The organism is Streptomyces vastus, assembly GCF_039532825.1.
GTDB classification, from domain to species: Bacteria; Actinomycetota; Actinomycetes; order Streptomycetales; family Streptomycetaceae; genus Streptomyces; species Streptomyces vastus.
In genome coordinates, this window is the sequence record NZ_BAAASJ010000119.1 from 131,316 (window position 1) to 148,178 (window position 16,863).

The following is a 16,863-nucleotide window of genomic DNA, read 5'->3' on the forward strand; positions in this document are numbered from 1 at the left end:
TTGGCCCGGCTGCTCCCCGACGACACCTGGCCGCAGGTACGGTGAGTTCTGGTTGCACCTTGCCCAGGCCCGAAGACACCCGCGGTCGTTCGGCGCGGGTGCGGGGCAACTGCGCTGCCGGGGCAGCGGGTTCGTCCCAGCCACGTCGCATGCCTCGGCACCCTTGCGTCACCGGGCCCGCTGCCCAGCCGTTCGCCCACGGCAACGCAACCAGCGGGCCTTCATGGCTGCTTTCGTGGCTACGTACGTGGCCGTGCGACCCCGTTTGAACCGGTGGGGAACAGGGTCTTATCCAGTCCCCTGGTCTGCGAAAAAGGGCCCTTGAACAGCATTTTCGCTGATCAGGGACCCTGAGTGGCAGACGAGTCGGGCTGTACGCCGGGGATAGCGGTGTGAACCGTGGAAATTGCCTGTGACCTGCGCGGACGTTCCCCGTGACCAGACGCCGTGCACATCGCGTGCACGGCGACATGGGGCGTCGCGTAAGTCGCCGTGGTGCCGTCCGACTCCCAGCCGTGCTCATCCATCAGGCGAAGCAGGATCCGCTTGCGTTTCTGGGCGGTGCGCAGGCCTTCTGGTTCATCCGAGGTCTTCCAGCAGCAGGTCCAGAGCACCTTCCTCGTGCAGGGCGATGCCCAACGCCTGCATCAGCGGCGTCAGTTCACGGTCCCACATGGCCACGACCGGAGCGCCGGTGAGGGAGAGCTGCGGGGTGCCGTGCACCTGAGAGCGGGTTATGAGGTACTCGTAGTCGGCCGCATTCATACGCCAAGGAGTCGTCGCCTCGTACCGCTGCATGACGCGGTTGGCCAGGGCGATGCCCGCCCAGTCGAAGTCTCCGTGGTAGGCGAAAGCACAGCCGGTCGCGGCCAAGGCGTCCAGGAGGGTGAGGACGACCGTCGTCGCGCTGCCCGAGGTGCAGATCAACGGTGCGGTGCAGCCGGCGTCCGCCGCGGCCTCCACAATGCGCGGATTCTCGCAGACGTGGATGCGGGTGCGCGGGGTCAACTCCAGGCGCACCGTGCGTAGTTCGCGCAGCGTCAGGTGCGTCTCCAGGTGGTGGTCGGCGCGTTCGCGGAGGGCCGTCTCCTGCCAAGTGCCGCCCGTCGGGCGCAGACCGTAGGTCAGGACCGTGCTGGAGACCTCGTCCGGGGTGACCGAGGCCCGGCGCCACAACGCGCGGCGACTCGGGGCGTCGGTCGGGAACTCGACGTCCTGGGCCAGCGCGATGCCGCGCAGGACCAGGCGGGCCAGCAGCGTGCCGTCGTCCAGGCCGTGGGCCGAGCCCGTGGTGCGTGTGGCCAGTTCGCCACGGCCCCAGGTGGCGGGGGTGGGTGTGGGTGTGGAGTCGGGCCCCGTGCCGGGGAAAAGGGTGGCGAGGGTCTGGATGGCCTGGGTGACGGTGGTGAGCGCCGTCTGGGACGAATGATCGGATGGCCGGCGGGACGACTGGCGGGTGAGCGTGCCGCTTCGTCGTATCTCCTCCAGCCATTGTCGGGACCAGGGCTGATCGCCAAGCGGCGTGGCAGTCAGAGTCTCTTCTGCCGTGGACCACAGGCGGGTGCGTTCGGCTGCCGTCGCCTCGCGGGCCGCGCGGCGGTCGGTCAGGGGTGGGCCCAGTTCCGCCAACGTCGCGGCCAGGCCTCGGCCGACCGCGCTGGCGCGCAGGCGGGTGTCCAGATCCGCCAGGCGGATCGTGGCGTTGGGGGCCGTGAGCGGTTTCGCGAGGAGGAGGGACAGGGCCTCGCACTCCTGTGCGTCCAGGTTCTGGAGCCTGACCGTGCCGGTCGGCTGGAGGCCGTTGCGTTCCAGGCGCGCCCGTACGGCCGTCCAGAGGCGGGTGAGACCTGGGCGAGTGAGGAACGCCAGGGCGTCGGCGTCCGGGGGCGCCCCGGGTGCGTCCCGTCTCGTCATACCGACACCAGCCGCCGCTGCCGCCCGTTCCACGTGTAGTGCAGAGTGGCCACGCCTCGCACGTGCGGGTCGCGCAGGCACTCGTAGATGTGCAGCGACGGCACCTCGGGCCAGTTGCCGATCAGGCGTTCGCTGGTGAGGACGAAGTCCAGGTCCAGGTCGACCAGGATGCGGCCGAGGCGTGCGTGGGTGGGCTCGTCGACCTTGGCGAATGCATCGTCGAGCAGGATCAGCCGGGGTGCGTGCGGGGCCGTTTCCGCGAGGCTCGTGAAGTGGGCGGCCGCGGCGGCGAAGAGGACCAGGTAGGAAAGGACACGTTGCTCGCCCTGACTGAGACCCGTGCGGCCCGATAGTTTGCGGCGGCTGCCGGGGGCGGCGTCGTTCACGACCCAGGGGGTGAAGGTGAACCAGTCGCGGTAGTCGAGGGCTGTACGCAGGTGGGCCGCATAGCCCGCGCCCGGGGCGGCGCGGCGGGCGTCCTCGATGCGGCGCTGGAGCACGTCGCGGAGTTGCTCGGACTGTTCGCGGGTGCGCAGGCCCGAGGGGCTGCGCAGGAGGTCGACGGCCGCCTTGACGTCGGCCTCGACGCCGTCGGCCAGCTTCCAGTCGAGCGTGACGCCCAAGCCGTGTGACGTACGGACCGTGGACAAGGTGACGTTCAGTGCAGCCACCAGGGCGCCTGCTGCCAGGACCTGGGAGGACAGATGATCGCCCAGTTCTCCCGTCAGGAACCGCTGGAACACCTCACGCTCGCGTTCCGTCAGCCGTTCGCGGGCCTCGGCTGCCTGGGCTGCGATGCGCTCGCCCACCACGGCGATGTCGGCCGGCCCGTGGTCGTCGACGAGGCGGCAGACCTTGATGCCGTCGTGTTCCTCGAGCGTGGCGTCGTAGCCTCCGGAGAGCTGGTCGCGCAGCTCCGTGTGCCGGTTGAGGAGGGTGGTGTCCGAGATGTCGCGTCGCTCGGCGTCAAGGCCGCTCCGTACGGCCCCGACCAGTCGGCGCAGCGACTTTGTACGGTCCCGTGCCGTACGGTCCCGCGCATCGTCATCCGTGGAATCCGCCCTGTCCGCCGTGCCTGGCCTGTCCGCCATGTCCGCCGTATTCGACTTTCCCTCCGCCGGAATGTCGAGTGCCGCGCCCCTGCTCACGCCCGGCAAGGACAGCGCCGTACGCAGTCGCCTGCCGCTCGCGATCACCTCGCCCTCCTGCGTGGCCAGCGCCTCGTGCCGTACCCTCTCGTCCTCCTCCGCGCGTACGCGTTCGTCGTGCGCGGCGCTCATGTCCCGCTGGACGCCGGGAAGTTGGCGCCGTACCGCCTCCATGCGGCGCTTCGCCTCGTCCTCGCGGGCGAGGATCTCCTGCTCCGACGCCCCCAGGGCCTCCTCCAGGCCCCGGACCGTGCGGCGGGCGGCATCCAGGCGGGCGAGCGGCTCGGCGTAGTCGGACTCCGCTTCCCGACAGGACGCCAGAGCGCGCTCGTAGCCTTCCCGGCCCTGGCGGTGACCGTCGGCGGAGGAGGCGACCGCGCGCAGCCGTCGGCGCAGTCGTTCGGTGCCCGTGCCGAGGCGGTCCAGGGCGAGACGTACGGAGTCGAGTGCGGTGGGGTCGACCGGGAGGTCGTTCGCGCTTGCTGCCGCCTCGGTCTCACGTCGGGCGGCGACCGCGTGGACGCGCGCCTGCTCCGCCTCGCGGGCGGCTGCGGACGCCTTGCCGGCCGCCATCTGTTCGGTGCGCTCGGCCTCGGCCGCGCGGGCCCATGCGTCGGTCAGCCGGCGTGCTGTGGGCGGGTGGCTCAAGGTGTCGGCCACCTTCGTGCGGTGCTCCGTCAGGATGCGCAGGTTGCTCTCCTGCTCGGTCAGCTTCTCCTGTACGTCGGTGAGTTGCCGGTCGAGTTCGGCCAGGGCCCGGCGGCGGGTCTCGGCGCGCACCTCGGCGCCGACGTACTCGGCGGTCTCCTTGGTGTGACGACCGTGGGCGACGCCCAACTTCCAGGAGCCGTCGGTGCCGATCGCGGAGTCCGCCGTCGCGCCCATGGCCCCCGTCGTGCCCGTGACTCCCTCCGTCACCAGAGCCACCGCCCGCAGCACTCTTTCGACCTGCTCGGTCCTCACCCCGCTGTCCGGCGCCACGACCGGGCGCAGCACCTCGGCAAGCGTGTGCCCTGAAGGCGGCGTGGCGGCGGGGCCGAGGAGGGTGTCCCGCGTGGCCGGGTCCAGGACGGTGCCATCGGCGCACACCCAGGCGTCGAGCAGGCCGCTCGATTCGAGTGCCGCTTCGAGGCCTGCCCGGGCGGCCGGCTCCACGTCCTCGGCGAAGTCCACGAGCCGGTACAGGGGCGCGCCGGTGCCCTGCGTGCGGGGCGCTGAGCGGTGAGGCGGGGGCGTGGGCTCGGGGTCGGTGCGGCGTTCCCAGTCGTTCCGCTCACGCCGCAGGCGGTCCTGTTCGGCGGCCAGCTCGCGGATCGCCACGGCGCGCGCGTCACGCTGTTCGCCCAGTTCCGCCAGCCACGGGTCGACGGCCGACCGGGCGGTGTCGGCCACCTCGTCGGGGGCATGGGCAGGCAGCGGCCCGTCCGCCGGGTCGTGAGCGGTCAGGTCGCGTACGGCATCGAGGGACACGCCGGTGAAGCTCTGCAGCCGTTCGGTCCAGGCCCGGACGGCATCGGAGTACGCCTCCCCCTCGCGCGCCGTCTCCTCCCGGCGGCGTCCGGCCCGCGAACGTGCCTCTTCCGCCTGCTCCTCCAGGCGCTCCCGTGCGGCATCGGCCTCGTACGCCTCTCGCTGGGCCTGGCGCGACTTCTCCATGAGCGCGACCAGTTCCGTCACGGCTCGGGCGCGGTTCCTGATCACCGGCCCCGCGGCGTCCAGTTGGGTGTCCCAGACGTGCAGCGCGTCGGCGCAGGCCTCCGTGTCGACGGCCAGCACCTCGCTGTGGCGGACGAAGTGGAAGTCGCCGTCGGGGGCCGTCAGTTCGGCCGCCGCCGCGGCCGCGACCGGGGTGACGCGGACCTCCGCGGGCTCTCCCAGGTGCACCGGGTCGAGCCCGGACCGCTCCGCCTCCCGCAGCAACTCGCCGTGCGCCGTGCCGAGCTCGACCAACTCCTCGCCGAGCCTTCCTGCCTCGTCGGTGAGACGCCGTCCAACCTCTTCCTGGGTGCTGTGGGCCTGGCGCAGGGCTTTGAAGGCGGTCGCCGCCGCGCTGTGCAGCGCGGTCACAGTGGCGCGCTTCTCCGCCAGTTCCTGGAGGCTGCGGTAGGCGGCGCTGTCGTGCAGGGCGGCGAGATCCGTCTCGGCTGCCTCCGACTCCGCCCTGAGGACACCGAGGCGAGCGGCGAGTTCTTCCTCACTCGTGCGGAGCTCCGCCGCTTTCTCCGCAGCCTCGGCAGCCGCACGTCGGTGCTCCGTCAGCCGTTCCAGTTCGCCGCTCACCCCATCGGCCCGGCGGCGCAGCGCCCCGTGCAGGTAGCCGCGGTAACCGGTGAGGAAGGTCCGCAGCGCCTCGTCGGTCCGCTCCAGGCGCCCGAGGTCGGTCCGTACGGCGTCCAGGTCGTCGAGGTTGCGGGCCACCTTGTCCACGATCTCGTCGTCGAGCGCGGGCAGCGTCTCCGCGAGGACGGAGACCAGTCCGCCGGAGTCGATGCGGTCGCCGATGGTGGGGCGGCGCAGGCGGTGCAGCAGGTGGAGCAGGTTGCGGTAGCGCGCGGGGTCGGTGAGGCCGAACAGGTGGCGGGCGACCCGGGCCCGGTGCTCCACTGCGCGGTCGGTGACATTCTCAGCACCGACGAGCGACTTGAGCTGGTCCACGGGGAGCGGCTGGCCGGCGGGTGCCAGATGCAGGTCCTCGCCCACCCGCAGCGGGGTGACGAAGAAGAACGGCTTGGCCGTCCTGGTCGACTGGGAGGCACGGATGGCCGCGCCGAGGGTGAGGTGGTGGTCGTCCCCCTCCTCGTCCGTCCGCACGAACTCCACCCACAGGTAGCCCAGTCGGTTGGTCTGTTCGAAGCCGTCGAGCATCAGCCAGAGGAGCGTGGTCCGGCCCGTTCCGGTGGCGTCCAGGGCGCGGGCGTCCCCGTCGAGGAGGTACGGAAGCAGCATCTCCAGGGCCTTGGACTTGCCCGCGCCGTTCTTGCCGCGCAGCAGCAGGCGGCCGTCTCCGAAGGAGAACTCCTGCTCGTCGTACTGCCAGACGTTCCGGATGCCGGCGCGGTGCAGGCGGTAACGGTGCGGGGATGGGGGGCGGTTCACCGGGGCGGCTCCTCAGTGACGTGGTCGACGTCGGTGACATGGTCGGTGTTGTCCGCTGTGGACTGTTCGGTGACGTGATCTGCTGCGGTCTGTTCGGTACCGGTACGCGACTTGAGGGCCACCTTGGTGGCGAACCGTGCGGCCGCGGCAAGCAGCACCCAGCCGCCCGTACCGTCCTGCCCTCGGGCGTCCGAGACGTCCGTGACGGACCGGCCGTCGGGCGCGGCGTCCTCGTACCCCTCGGGCAGGCCGTGGCCGTCGGCGCGCACCGGGCCGGCGGGCGCCATCAGACGCATGCGGACCAGGAGGTCGAGGACAGCGGCGAGCAGCCCGTCCCGGTCCTCCAAAAGGCCGCGCCGCCAGTTGCTGCGCCGGCCGTACTCCTCGATCAGCTCGTCGAGCAGTTCTGGCAGCAGCCCGTCCGGGACGGGGACGCCGATGACCAGCCGTCCGCCGACCGCGGGGTGGCCCGGATCCTCCGGGTGCAATCGGTCGACCAGCCGCCCCACCAGCAGCAGCGCGGCCTGGGCCACCGTGCCGGTGCCGGGCAGGTGCAGGTCGGTGAGTTCGCCGTCCGGGTCGACCAGGGCGATGCCCTCGGCGCGGATCTCGGCCTCCAGGCCCAGCAGTTCGGAGAAGGCCTGGGACTCGCGCCGCTGCCGGGTCCGCAGCCATTCGCGCTCGGCGCCGGTGAGGTCGTCGAGGTGGACGACGGGGGTTTCGACGAGGCGCCTGCGGACGTACGTACGCGGGCCGCCGAAACCGGGGTCGGCGGCGCGGCGTACGAGATCCGCTCCGTCGCGGCTCTGGGCCAGCGGCCCGGCGACGACCGAGCGGGCGATCTCGCGGTCCACGGTCAGCAGCGCCTCGCCGCCCCGCTCCTCGGCGACGGCCGAGACATGCCCCTCGGTCTCCGCGAGGACGCCCCAGTCGACGAGTTGCCGCAGCGCGGCGGCGAGCGTGCGACGCTCCGCCTGCCGCCCGGTGTCGCTGACCTCGACCCCGGCGTCCACGGCCGCGGCCCTCAGGTCGGCGACGAGTTGGGAGAGCAGGAGCTGTTCCGGGGCGGTGACAAGGACCGAGAGCGCGAGAGCCAAGTAGGCGTACGTCCGTGGAGTGAACGGTGTGCCGGTGGACGGTCGCTCCAGGCGGTGGCCCGAGCCGGGGCCGAGACCCGCCTTGAACAGGCGGGCGTACGACGCCTCGACGAGGAGCCGGTAGCCGAACACCTGCTGGAAGCGCTGGGCGAGCCAGTCGGCGTGGCGCCGGATCAGCGGGAAGGTGTCGCTGTACGGGCCGTTGCTGGTGACCAGGGGGTGGGCCAGCAGCAGGCGGGCGGCGGTGTGGCGTTCGGCGGCGAGTGCCACGTCGTGCGCGGAGGGCAGGGCCATCAGGCGCTCGCCTCCTCGGCGGCGGGAGTCTCCCCGGCAGCGGACACTGCGGCACTCTCGACGACCAGGGTGAGGTCGTCCGCCGTCAGGTCACCGTCCACGGAACGCAGGAGTGTGTGCCTGCCCGGAGTGCGCCACGCGGTGAGCTTGATGCCCAGGTCCGCGTCGCCGGCCTGCGCACCGTCGAGGAGAAAGTCACTGTCGCCCCCGTCGCCCTTATCGCCCTTATCGCCCTTGTGCAGCTGGGCGTTGCCGAGGGCGGTGGTGAGGAGTTCCAGCAGCAGGCGCATGGCGGCGGACCCCAGCCTGACCTGGTCGAACCGGCCGGAGGCGCTGCGCAGTTCGGCCGCCGCGGCCTGGCGGGCAGCGGCCTGCTCGCGTGCCTGCTCCATGAGGCGGCGCTTCTGCTCGCCATGGTCCTCCACCGCAGCGGACCGCCCGCGCGGGGCCCGACTGCCGCGCTCGCGCAACGCCACCGGTACGTCCACGACGGGTCCGGTCCACCAGCTCACGTACGCCGGTACGGTCTGGTCGGGATCCGGCGCCACCCCCATATGCCGCGCTCCGTACAGCCCGAAGGCGGCGACCGCGATGTCGTGGGCCTCCTCGGGCTCGGCGGCGTCGAACCAGGCCGCGAGCCTGAGCAGGTCCTTACGGCGGGACATCTCCCCGGACGCCGAGCGCAGCATCCGCTTGGCATTGGCGAGCAGCGACTGCAGGGCGCGCAGGGTAGCGTCCCGGAGCTGGTCCACCTGGCTGCCGTGCCCGTCGCTGTCGGCGAACCAGTCGCGCAGCCCCTCCCAGTCGGCCAGGTCCCGTCCCCGGCTGCGCTGCACGCGCGTCTGAGGCAACGCGTCGGAGAGCGCTCCAGACAGTGCTCCAAGGCCTGCCGCGTGTGCGTCGATGCGGCTCAGCACTGCGGGCAGGTGGGGCCAGATCGCCCGCAGGTGTGCGGCGATGCGCGGTGCGCGGAAGGACACGTCTTCAGTGATCGCCTCCACATAGTCGAGCAGCAGCTCCTTGAACCCCTGGTACTCGGCTCCGTCGAGGTCGTAGCGGGCGAGCACCTGGCCCAAGTAGGCGTAGAAGTCCCGTACCGACTCGGCGAATTCGGCGAACTGCACGAAGAGCGTGCTGATCCGCTCCAGCGCCTGCTGTGGATCCGCGCCACCCGGCGCGGCGGCCATGGCGGCGATGTCGCGCAGGCCCCGGTCGACAAGCGTGAGCAGCTCGCTGCTGACCTCGCGCGCGGCGTCCGCTCCGGCCAGCACCTCATCCGCGTCGCGCTGCACGCGCTCTCCCAGCTTGGACAGCTGGTAGCGGGACCGGGAGCGCTGGTACTCGGCGATGCTGCTCGCCGTGACGGTGTGCGTGCTGCGCAGCAGATTGCCCCAGCGCACGAGCTGTTCGAGCCGGGCGGTGAGTGTCTCGGCGTCGAGCGCCGCCCCTGGGGCGCCCGGGTCGCCAGGGTTGCCCGGGAGGCCCGCCTGGGCCAGCTTGGCGAGCACGTCGGGTACGGCCAGGTCCGCGAGCAGGGTCCCGCAGAACACCCGCATCACCGCGACGTACTCCAGGCGCTCGGGTGCACTGAGATAGGCGTACGCGCTCAGCCGCTGCCAGGCGTCGGTGCCGCTCCCCTCGTTCGGCAGATCATCGGGCAGTTCTTCGTGCAATTCGTCCCCCTTCACACCGCCGAGCGTACGGACCCCCACTGACACTCCGGAGGAAGTCGGCGAAAACCGACCGCTCATGCGGACGCCGGCCCGGCGAAGTCGGTGAGCATCACACGGCCCTCGGCGCCGAGCATGACGTTGCCGGGCTTGACGTCACGATGCACGCCGGTGCGCCCGGCACCACGGCTGCGCGGCATCACCGACCTGCCTCCGCCTGCTCTCCATACTGCAGGGCACCCCCTCCCCTCGTCACACATGGCAATTGGTCAGTTACTCGCATTCTCCATACTATGGTTCACTTGAGTATGCAGAGCACGAGCAATGCACGGGTGAACAGAGGTGAACCATGCCAGGCTTCGTAGGCCGCAATTCCGAGCTGACCGCGCTGAACCGCCACCTCGCCTGGGTGTGCGAGGGTCGCGGCGATCAGCGCGGCCGGGCCCTGCTGCTCCGCGGTCGGCGCCGGGTCGGCAAGTCGCGCCTGGTGGACTTGTTCTGCGAGCGCGCCCAGGTACCGTACGTCGTCCACCAGGCCACCCGCGGCGAGGACGCCCAGCGAGAGCGAGCCCGCCTCCTCGCCGAGGTCCGGCACTCGAAGCTCCCCGACACCGCCCTCCTCGCAGGCGTCAACAGCGTGGCCGACTGGGACACCGCCCTTCGCCAGCTCGCCGCGGTACTCCCCGACGACACCCCCAGCGTCGTCGTCCTGGACGAGCTGCCCTGGATGATCGAAGGCGACCCGGTCCTGGAGGGCACCCTGCAGACCGTGTGGGACCGGGTACTGAGCCACAAGCCCGTGCTGCTCATCCTCATCGGCAGTGACCTGGCGATGATGGAACAGCTCTCCGCCTACGGCCGCCCCTTCCACCAGCGCGGGGTCGAGATGGTGCTGGCGCCCCTCTCGCCCGCCGAGGTCATGGCGATGACCGGGCTCCCGGCCGCGGAGGCCTTCGACGCCCATCTGATCACCGGCGGCCTCCCACTCATCTGCCAGGAGTGGCAGGAAGGCGAGAGCCGCACCGACTTCCTCGCCCGCGCACTCGACGACCCCACCTCGCCCCTCCTCGTCTCGGCCGAGCGGGCACTGGCCGCCGAGTTCCCCACTGCCCTCCAGGCCAGGCACGTGCTTTCCGTGATCGGCAGCGGCGAGCGGACCTTCGGGACGATCGCCGCGAAAGCCGGGGCTGCCGACCGCCCCCTCCCACCCGGCTCGCTGAACCCCGCCCTGCGCACCCTCGCCGGCAAACGACTCGTCGCCGTAGACACCCCTCTCTCCACCCGCCCCGGAGACCGCGACCGCCGTTACCGAGTCGCCGATCCCTACCTCCGTTTCTGGCTCGCCTTCCTGGAGCAGGGGATCCCGGAGATCGAGCGAGGGCGCAGCCGGATCGTCATCGAAGCCATCGAACGCGGATGGACCTCATGGCGCGGGCGGGCGATCGAACCCGTCGTGCGGGAGTCCCTGGCCCGGCTGCTCCCCGACGACACCTGGCCGCAGGTACGGGAAGTAGGCGGCTGGTGGCCTCGTACGAACAATCCCGAAGTGGACTTGGTGGGGGCAGACCGGTCGCCCGCGCGCGAGATCGGGTTCGTCGGCTCGATCAAGTGGCACGAGCGCGGCTCCTTCGACCGCCGGGCCCTGGCCACGCTCGCACGAGACGCCCTGGCCGTACCCGGCGCGGACGAGGACACACCGCTGATCGCGGTGTCGCGCTCCGGGTTCACGGTGGACGGCCTGGCGGCGGCGTACGAGCCCGCGCAACTGATGGAGGGCTGGGGTTCCACTGCGTGACGCGCGCGCCCACTGGTAGGCAGAAGGCGCATCAGCGGATCTGAAACAGAGCTTTGACCTGCAAAAATATGAAACGGCAGACGAGTCGGGCTGTACGCCGGGGAGAGTCACTACAGCGCTATCACCTGCGTAAACATGCAGGATGGCCCGCTCCACGGCTACTTTGATGGCTACTTACGTTTCCCGTCCTGCCTCATGCCTGCGCAGTAGCGCCCGTCCGCGAAGCAGCGCTCATATGGCAACACCTACAAGGCAGCACCCATGATGCGAGGGGACCGAACCGGACCGGGCATGAGGGGTGATCTGCGGTCACGGGTTCTGCCGTGCGTCGAAGTGGGCCGTTGCCAGTACGGAGCCGTCCGCGGCAAGCAGCCGGGCACCGGACACCGTGTCCGGGTCGACACGCGTGGGTGCTCCCCAGTAACCCCGGCCGGCGTCGTCGAGGGAGAACTCCCCGATGTGGACCGACGTGCCGTCCGTACGCTCCAGTCGGCAGCTGACCTTTCCGGCCTCCGGGTATCCGTCGCGCGAGCCTGCGGCCTCGGACTCGTCTCCGGCCTGGAAGTCGGATCCGGACCCGTCCCCGGCCTGGGAGTCGGATGCGGACCCGGCCCGGCCGAGGTGGACCGACATGTAGACCCAGCCCGGAGATGCGGTATAGGCGAAGATCCGGCCCACCGGGCGGTGGTCGTGGGCCAGCAGAGACGCTGTGAGCAGGCCGTGCTCCGAGCCGGGGGGCTGCGAACTCCGCGAGGAGGGAGCCGACGCTCCCTCGATGGCCGTTCCGACGGCCCAGCCACCGAAGCCGAACCCGAGGGCGATCGCGGCGGCGGCCGCGACCGCCACGCCGGCCCGTGGTCGCCGCCGTCGCACCGGCCGGTTCAGGCCCAGCCCGTCCGTCACCCGTGTCTCGAAGCCGGCGGGCGGCTCGCTGCCCGGCAGGAGAGAGAGCAGTCCGTCTCCGACGAGCGTCAGCTGCTCGACGTGCTCCCGGCAGGTGGGGCAGCCGTCCAGGTGGGCGATGGCCTCGGCGCGCTCCTGACCGGGGAGGATACCCAGAGCCAGCTCGTCGGCGACGGCCCTCAGCCACTCGCAGCCCCTGTCAGTCATGATCGGCTCGCTCGGGTTCCAGAACCGTCCGCAGTTTCCCCATCGCCGTCCTGATCCGTGTCTTCGCCGTGCCCAGGGGGATCCCTTCGAACTCGGAGATCTGCCGTGCGGTCATCCCGTAGATCCCGGCCATGACCGCGGCCCGCGCCTGCTCGCGCGGTAGGCCCGCCACTGCGGCCCGTATCCGGGATGCCGCCTCATCGGCCAGTGCCCACTGTTCGGGCGTCCGGGTCACGATGCCGAGCAGTGTGTCGAGGTCCTCGGAGGAGACCGGGGTCGCCTTGCGCGCGCGGACGGCGTCGATCGCCAGGTTGTGCGTGATGGTCCCCAGCCAGGTCTTCACCGATCCACGCCGGGAGTCGTAGACCTGCGCATGACGCCAAGCCCTTTCGAAGGTCTGCTGGGCGATGTCCTCGGCGAGCTGGGGGTCGCCGACGACAGCGATGGCGATACCGAAGACCATGCGCTGGAACCGGCGGACGAACGCGAGGGCGATCTCCGGGGCGCCGGCCGCCATTCCCGCCAGCAGCGCCTCGTCCGAGAGCCGTCCGAGTGGTAGGCCCAATCTCCGCATACCAGTGGATACGGCGAACCTCGCCGAACGGATTCCCCCAGTTCCACGCGGGACCACAGCCCCATTCTCCCGCTTGGTCCCGCTTGCCGGAAATCCCCTGGCGCGGTCCGTCCGTATCTCTGGGCAGGAACGATTTCTCATGGAGGGCCGAGACATGACGACGACGCTCATGACGTTCGTGCGCAGGAACGTCGGGCCCGGGCTGACCGCCGGGGCACTGGCGGGCATCCTCGTGGCGTGCGGGGGCGGAAACGGCAACGGTGGCGGCTCGTCACCGTCAGCCCCGGAAAAGAGTGGCAAGGCGGGAACCACCCAGGTGGACGTGAAGCTGGTCGACTTCAAGATGCAGCTGTCCGAGAAGACGTTGAAGGCGGGTGCCTACACCTTCGTCGTCAAGAACGACGGCCATCACGACCACTCCATGGAGATCGAGGGCTCCGGAACGGAACAGAAGACGCGGACGCTGGCCCCCGGGGAGTCGGCGAACCTCACCGTCTCGCTGAAGGACGGCAAGTACCAGGTCTACTGCCCTGTCGACGGCCACAAGGACCTGGGCATGAAGACCGAGCTCACCGTGGGCGGCAGCGCCTCAACGGGCAGCGGCACCAACACGACCGACGGCAATGGCTACTGAGCGCACGGTCGCGCTCATCGCCCTCCGGCTGGCCGCGGCGGGAACGGTCGTGGCCATGGGCGCGATCCACCTCCACCTCTGGTACGACGGCTACCGATATCTGGACACGATCGGCACGCTGTTCCTGCTCAACGCGATCGGGGCCGGGCTGCTCGCGTTGTCGCTGCTGATCACACCCACCCGTCTCCTGCCCGTCCTCGCGACGCTGGGAGCGCTCTTCGCGGCCGGCACACTGGTGGCCCTGATCGTCAGCCTCACCTCCGGTCTCTTCGGGTTCCAGGAGACTCTCGACGCGAACCTGGTCAAGCCCACCCTCGCCGTCGAAGCCGCAGGGTGCGTTCTGTTGGTGGCGCTGGCCTTGCTGAGCAGACGCGGACGGATGTGACCGATGAGTTTCCGGCCGCTGCGCGGTCCTAGATGATCGATCGGCTGCGCGCATAACGGGAGGGAGCCCAACGTCAGTATGTGAAGACAGAGTTGGACTCCCTCGCGACCGCACTCTATGTGAAGACCGACGACCTGCTGAAGGCATCACCGCATCTGGCGCCCTGGCGTCCGGCCGTCGGGATCGCTCCGCAACTGAAGGGGGCGGTCGCGGACTCCCGACCGTCATCACGAATCTGCGGAACTGGGTCGTTGGCATCCTTGCCGGACTGGCCAGCCTGTTCCTGACCTTCGGCGGGCTGCGCTATCTGATGGCCGGCGGCGATCCGGGGGAAGTCGAGGCCGCCAAGCGGGCGTTGAAGGCCGCAGCCATCGGCTACGGGCTGGCGATCCTGGCCCCGGTGTTCGTGACCGTGCTGCAGGGCATCGTCGGCGCGGACGACGGCGGGGGCGGGCAGTGACCTGCACAAGGCGTCTCGCCCACGCCATGCCCTTGCTGTTCGCCCTGGCCGTCCTGGCCCTGGTCCCGCCGGCCCGGCACCGCCCGGCCCGTGGGACGCGCGGTGCCGGGCCGGAACCTTTGTACGCACCTGGCCTTTGTACGCACCTAGTTGTTCCGGATGAACTCCTTGGCCAGCTCCTCGCCGAGCGTCACGGCCGCGCTGTGGCTCTCTATCGGGGTGACCTTCGAGTTCTTGAACAGGATGTACGTGACGCCGTCGTCGGTGCCGCCGTTCTCCGGGTCCGGATTGATGCCGAGTGCCTTTGCGGTGGCGTACGAGGCCTCGCCGATGATCTTCGTGGGTCCGGTGTCGCCGACGACCGCGTATTGGACCTGGTTGTTGTAGATCACCGCGACGACCGCGCCGCCCTTGATGCCCGCGGAGCTGTAGTTCCAGATGTTGCTGGAGCTGGGCACGACGACGTACGGCAGCGAGTCGGCCCTGAGCGGCTTGCCGTCCGACTGGTGGAACGCGGTGTCGTCCTGGTACCAGGGGTCGGTGTCCTCGTTGCACTTGGAAGTGCGCTGTCCGTCGCAGTCGATGTCCATGTCGGCCTTCCAGAAGACGGCGCCGTTCTTGCCGCACACCGGGATGGAGGCCGAGGAATCGTCGTCGGTCTTGTACTTGCTGTTGGAGATCTGTGAACAGGACGTCACCTTGGCGAGCAGGTCGGCCGCGCTGACCGAACCCTCCTGCGCCGACGTGGGGTTGGCGGTGTCCGAGGCGGAACCCGAGTACAGGCCGGAGGCGTTCGCCGGGAGCGCGGCGGCGGCGAGGAGTGTGGCGCCGGCGGCTGCGGTGAGGGTCAGTGTTCGATAGCGCACTGTGGGGAGACCCTTCTGTTAGGAAAGTTTCCTTACCGGGTGCGTACAAGGTGGACCGCCCCCGTGACCGCGTCAAGACCCTTCCGGCGAGTCCATTTTGTCCGGTTTATTTGTCTGGACCAAGAAGCGCCAGCTCACAGGGACGTATGGCAGGCCTGGCACGCGGGTACTCGGCGGAACCTTGACCGAACCGTGGCGAGGAAGCTGCGCAGTGCCCCGACCGTCCCCGCAGGCTCCGGCGCACGCAGAGGGCGTACCCGCGGCGCTCGCGGGAGGCCCGCCGCCAACTCTCCTCCCTGCGTCCCACGTTGGGGTCTCGTCCTCGACCGGCGTCGGCACCGGACAGGTCGATGGATGCGGGCGAAACTCGAGGTCCAGGTACTCGAGGTCCAGGTATCTCCAGGGGCGCGCCGAAGGCGCGCAGTGTGGAGCCGTAACCCTGGTCGCTGCTGCTGTTCCAGAGATTGGTTATGGCGAAGAGGTCATTGTGGACTACGCCGGAGGCGGCGATCGCCCGCCGGCGCCCTCTTCGTTGCCGTAGATCGCCACTGTGTCGATACTGCGGTTACCCGGCCTCCAGTGCGGTGGCGACGCGCCCCTCCGCCTTGTTACTCCCATCGTCAAAGATCACGGGCCGTGATGCATTCCTGACCGGTGGGTTTGCTATGGATTGTGGGGTGCGGGCCGGAGATTGGCCAGAAATGGATCCGACCTTATCGGTCCGGACCATTGACCGCGTCCGCTCATACCGGAACCCTATTGCACGCTGCTGAACCCAGTGCGCACATGTGAACACCAGGCTCCTGCCTGGGACCTCTTCGGGCCCCACAACCCCCACCTCTCGGGAAAGCGGGTACGCACACATGAACGAGGCGGCGTACGACACCCAGCACACGGAACGAATCATTCAGGAGACATCGGAGGACATGGTCTGGGAGACACCCGGGCATCTCGTCGTGGAGACCGCCTTGGAGGTCACCGCCTACGCGCTCAGCGACCGGTAACGAGCGTGCCCGCAACGTCCGTGCGCGACGACGGCGCCGCGGCCCCTTGGCGGACCCCCGAGTTCACCGAGCGGCCGCGCCGGCGCCGAGGAGCTTCACCACGACCGGCATCCCTTCAACCTCCGGATGCACCGGGGGGAGTTGAAGAGTGACGAGCTGCGCCGCTGGATCGCCAACCGCTTCCACCACCAGCGGCACATCCCCGTCAAGGACGCCCTGATCCTGGCCGAGTTCGACGGCCCGGCGCTGCGCCGCGCCTGCGCCGGATCCAGGACCACGGCGGGGTGCGGGACGGCGAGGGCGGCATCGAGCGCTGGCTGCGGCCCGGCGAGGCCGCCGGCCTGACCCGCACCGGCTGTTGGACGCGTCCCGGGCGCTGCCCGGCGTACGGCTCGCGGTCGGGGGTCAGGTGAGCTTCTGCCGCCTGAGCCCGGGACTGGACGCCGTCGCCGCCGCGCTCACCGAGTTGTCGGCTCCCGGCCTGATGCGCACTGCATCGCCGCCTTCGAACGCCACTACCCGTGCTGTCGACCCGTTTGATGTCGACCCTATTGAGAGGGAGGATCATGAGACGTCTGAGCGCCGCGCTGACGGCGGGCGTGCTCGCCACCGCCGGGCTGCTGACGGTCGCCGCGACCGCCCCGGCAACTCCCCTGGAGCACACGGCGGTCGCGCGACCGGCCGCCGCCACCGACTGGTCCGTCGCCATGGTCGACTCGACGACGGCCCGCTATACGCCGAGGACCATCGGCGGCTGGTCGTACCCCGTCGGCCTGTATCTCTACGGCCAGTACCTCACCTACCGGCGCACGCACG

Annotated in this window: 13 protein-coding genes and 3 pseudogenes; 7 read left to right on the plus strand and 9 right to left on the minus strand. The window is 70.4% G+C overall.

What is annotated here, in order from left to right:
* Positions 1-579 precede the first annotated feature (579 nt).
* The 5 genes from ABD357_RS39440 to ABD357_RS39460 are packed head-to-tail and all read right to left on the minus strand — an operon-like array spanning position 580 to position 9,419.
* A complete protein-coding gene (locus ABD357_RS39440; RefSeq protein WP_344396218.1) occupies positions 580-1,914 on the minus strand; it encodes a TIGR02679 family protein in 1,335 nt (444 codons plus the stop codon).
* A complete protein-coding gene (locus tag ABD357_RS39445; protein ID WP_344396219.1) occupies positions 1,911-6,158 on the minus strand; it encodes a TIGR02680 family protein in 4,248 nt (1,415 codons plus the stop codon). Before ABD357_RS39445 ends, ABD357_RS39440 begins: the two co-directional genes overlap by 4 nt.
* Positions 6,155-7,549, minus strand: coding sequence for a TIGR02678 family protein (locus tag ABD357_RS39450; RefSeq protein ID WP_344396220.1), 1,395 nt, complete (start codon positions 7,547-7,549; stop codon positions 6,155-6,157). The genes ABD357_RS39445 and ABD357_RS39450 overlap by 4 nt, the downstream gene beginning before the upstream one ends.
* The gene (locus tag ABD357_RS39455) at positions 7,549-9,237 is read right to left on the minus strand and encodes a TIGR02677 family protein (RefSeq protein ID WP_344396221.1); all 1,689 of its coding nucleotides are present in this window, start codon (positions 9,235-9,237) and stop codon (positions 7,549-7,551) included. The genes ABD357_RS39450 and ABD357_RS39455 overlap by 1 nt, the downstream gene beginning before the upstream one ends.
* A gap of 59 nt (positions 9,238-9,296) precedes the next feature.
* Positions 9,297-9,419 carry a hypothetical protein gene (locus ABD357_RS39460; protein WP_344396282.1) on the minus strand — a complete coding sequence of 41 codons (123 nt, stop codon included), beginning with the start codon at positions 9,417-9,419 and terminating at the stop codon, positions 9,297-9,299.
* A gap of 149 nt (positions 9,420-9,568) precedes the next feature.
* On the opposite strand from ABD357_RS39460, the gene ABD357_RS39465 reads away from it, so the two are divergent.
* Positions 9,569-11,014 carry an ATP-binding protein gene (locus ABD357_RS39465; protein ID WP_344396222.1) on the plus strand — a complete coding sequence of 482 codons (1,446 nt, stop codon included), beginning with the start codon at positions 9,569-9,571 and terminating at the stop codon, positions 11,012-11,014.
* A 309-nt stretch (positions 11,015-11,323) separates the two neighbouring features.
* On the opposite strand, the gene ABD357_RS39470 is transcribed toward ABD357_RS39465, so the two are convergent.
* Together ABD357_RS39470 and ABD357_RS39475 are read right to left on the minus strand one after the other, a co-directional pair.
* Positions 11,324-12,124 carry a zf-HC2 domain-containing protein gene (locus tag ABD357_RS39470; RefSeq protein ID WP_344396223.1) on the minus strand — a complete coding sequence of 267 codons (801 nt, stop codon included), beginning with the start codon at positions 12,122-12,124 and terminating at the stop codon, positions 11,324-11,326.
* On the minus strand, positions 12,117-12,698 hold the full coding sequence (locus ABD357_RS39475) for an RNA polymerase sigma factor (protein WP_344396224.1): 582 nt from the start codon (positions 12,696-12,698) through the stop codon (positions 12,117-12,119). The genes ABD357_RS39470 and ABD357_RS39475 overlap by 8 nt, the downstream gene beginning before the upstream one ends.
* 154 nt (positions 12,699-12,852) lie before the next feature.
* Here ABD357_RS39475 and ABD357_RS39480 point away from each other — a divergent pair, with 154 nt between their 5' ends.
* From ABD357_RS39480 to ABD357_RS39495, 4 genes and pseudogenes are all read left to right on the plus strand, one after another.
* Positions 12,853-13,332 (plus strand): cupredoxin domain-containing protein, encoded by a 480-nt coding sequence (locus ABD357_RS39480; protein WP_344396225.1) that lies wholly within the window; start codon positions 12,853-12,855, stop codon positions 13,330-13,332.
* Positions 13,322-13,717 (plus strand): hypothetical protein, encoded by a 396-nt coding sequence (locus ABD357_RS39485; RefSeq protein ID WP_344396226.1) that lies wholly within the window; start codon positions 13,322-13,324, stop codon positions 13,715-13,717. The genes ABD357_RS39480 and ABD357_RS39485 overlap by 11 nt, the downstream gene beginning before the upstream one ends.
* An 80-nt stretch (positions 13,718-13,797) precedes the next feature.
* Positions 13,798-13,923 (plus strand): annotated as a pseudogene (locus ABD357_RS39490) (IS982 family transposase); the annotation flags it as partial.
* A gap of 8 nt (positions 13,924-13,931) precedes the next feature.
* Positions 13,932-14,177: pseudogene (locus ABD357_RS39495) on the plus strand (pilin); the annotation flags it as partial.
* Between the two features lie 146 nt (positions 14,178-14,323).
* Here ABD357_RS39495 and ABD357_RS39500 read toward each other — a convergent pair.
* Both ABD357_RS39500 and ABD357_RS39505 read right to left on the minus strand, forming a co-directional pair.
* Positions 14,324-15,043 carry a glycoside hydrolase family 75 protein gene (locus tag ABD357_RS39500; RefSeq protein ID WP_344396227.1) on the minus strand — a complete coding sequence of 240 codons (720 nt, stop codon included), beginning with the start codon at positions 15,041-15,043 and terminating at the stop codon, positions 14,324-14,326.
* Between the two features lie 369 nt (positions 15,044-15,412).
* A pseudogene (locus ABD357_RS39505) lies at positions 15,413-15,653 on the minus strand (aldo/keto reductase); the annotation flags it as partial.
* 253 nt (positions 15,654-15,906) lie between these two features.
* Here ABD357_RS39505 and ABD357_RS39510 point away from each other — a divergent pair.
* The gene (locus tag ABD357_RS39510) at positions 15,907-16,047 is read left to right on the plus strand and encodes a pyrroloquinoline quinone precursor peptide PqqA (RefSeq protein ID WP_344396229.1); all 141 of its coding nucleotides are present in this window, start codon (positions 15,907-15,909) and stop codon (positions 16,045-16,047) included.
* Positions 16,048-16,188: 141 nt separating this feature from the next.
* The gene (locus ABD357_RS44975) at positions 16,189-16,392 is read left to right on the plus strand and encodes a hypothetical protein (RefSeq protein ID WP_425585195.1); all 204 of its coding nucleotides are present in this window, start codon (positions 16,189-16,191) and stop codon (positions 16,390-16,392) included.
* Positions 16,393-16,863: the final 471 nt, after the last annotated feature.

Excerpts from the sequence above, each read along its gene's own strand:
- ABD357_RS39440 (WP_344396218.1), bottom strand. The coding sequence starts at position 1,914 with ATGACGAGACGGGACGCACCCGGGGCGCCCCCGGACGCCGACGCCCTG.
- ABD357_RS39450 (WP_344396220.1), bottom strand. The coding sequence starts at position 7,549 with ATGGCCCTGCCCTCCGCGCACGACGTGGCACTCGCCGCCGAACGCCAC.
- ABD357_RS39460 (WP_344396282.1), bottom strand. The coding sequence starts at position 9,419 with ATGCCGCGCAGCCGTGGTGCCGGGCGCACCGGCGTGCATCGTGACGTC.
- ABD357_RS39465 (WP_344396222.1), top strand. The coding sequence starts at position 9,569 with ATGCCAGGCTTCGTAGGCCGCAATTCCGAGCTGACCGCGCTGAACCGC.
- ABD357_RS39470 (WP_344396223.1), bottom strand. The coding sequence starts at position 12,124 with ATGACTGACAGGGGCTGCGAGTGGCTGAGGGCCGTCGCCGACGAGCTG.
- ABD357_RS39475 (WP_344396224.1), bottom strand. The coding sequence starts at position 12,698 with ATGCGGAGATTGGGCCTACCACTCGGACGGCTCTCGGACGAGGCGCTG.
- ABD357_RS39480 (WP_344396225.1), top strand. The coding sequence starts at position 12,853 with ATGACGACGACGCTCATGACGTTCGTGCGCAGGAACGTCGGGCCCGGG.
- ABD357_RS39485 (WP_344396226.1), top strand. The coding sequence starts at position 13,322 with ATGGCTACTGAGCGCACGGTCGCGCTCATCGCCCTCCGGCTGGCCGCG.
- ABD357_RS39510 (WP_344396229.1), top strand. The coding sequence starts at position 15,907 with ATGAACGAGGCGGCGTACGACACCCAGCACACGGAACGAATCATTCAG.